This is a genomic window from Vibrio sp. Vb1574, from assembly GCF_033338675.1.
In genome coordinates this window covers 1-1,016 of record NZ_JAWOTC010000494.1, presented here as the reverse complement: position 1 = coordinate 1,016, position 1,016 = coordinate 1, and the positions used below count along the sequence as shown (strand labels likewise).

The 1,016-nt window shown below is 44.1% G+C and carries 1 protein-coding gene and 1 pseudogene; both read left to right on the top strand.

Annotated features, from left to right (window positions below; genetic code table 11):
- Positions 1-109: pseudogene (locus R7O12_RS27110) on the top strand (capsular biosynthesis protein); the annotation flags it as partial.
- Between the two features lie 9 nt (positions 110-118).
- A partial coding sequence (locus tag R7O12_RS27105; protein ID WP_318127150.1) for an oligosaccharide flippase family protein occupies positions 119-1,016 on the top strand: 898 nt, incomplete at its 3' end.

Below are 1,016 nucleotides of genomic sequence, written 5' to 3'. Positions count from 1 at the left end.
TTGCATCAATCACTATGATGACATTGATTTTCGCCAATACACCACCGAGTTGAATGAGACGTTCAGTGAAGAAAAACAACGCCTCGCTCTAAACAACATTTACAGTTAGAGAAATAGAATGTTTCAAGCCATTCAACAAAAACTGCTACTTATGCCGAGTGGCAAAAAGAACTTGCTGTCACTCGGCATGAAAACGGCAATCACCCGAGTTTTCAGTGCATTATTTGCCTTTTTGCTGACGCTCATCGTGTCGCGCAAAACCGATGCATCCACGTCAGGTCAGTTTTTCTTCTTATTCAATCTCGTATCGCTCACAGCCATTATTTCTCAGCGAGGCTTTGACGTTGCTTTAGTCCGATTCAACGCTATCGCGTTTAGCAACGGAGATATTCAACAGCAAAGTGACAACTATTGGACGGCTTTAACTCGCAGTATCACATTTTGTTTCATGGCTGCCGTTACTCTATTTGTCGGCTTTTACCTTTTTCCAAATCAACTGAATCAAACCAACAGTCCAATAGTGGCGATTACGCTCGCGCTGATGTGCGTACCTTTCCTCGTATTAGGACAAACCAACAGCCGTGTTTTACAAGCAAGTAAAATGGTGGTGCCATCCCTATTCGCGCTTCAACTCGGCGTCAGTGTGCTCATGGTTTTGTTCATTATTGGCCTGAGCACACTGCACTTACAAAACATCAACAGCCTAATGGCGGCATTGCTGCTGGCGAGTCTGATCGTCAGTATTGCTTCATCGACTAAATGGTTTAGCTCTGGTCAATATCAAAAGCCGACCCCGACAACAAATATCGAACTGATCTCCTCTGCGAAGCAAGTGTGGATTGGCAGCATTTTCACCAATATCCTCCAATGGGGAAGCATTGTTATTGCTGGTTTTTTCATTTCTACCACGGAGCTAGGGTTGTTAGCAGCAGCGCAACGAACATCACTACTGATTGGCTTTGTACTGATTACCATTAACTTCGTTGTTGCCCCAATGTTCGCCTCTCTTTTTAAAG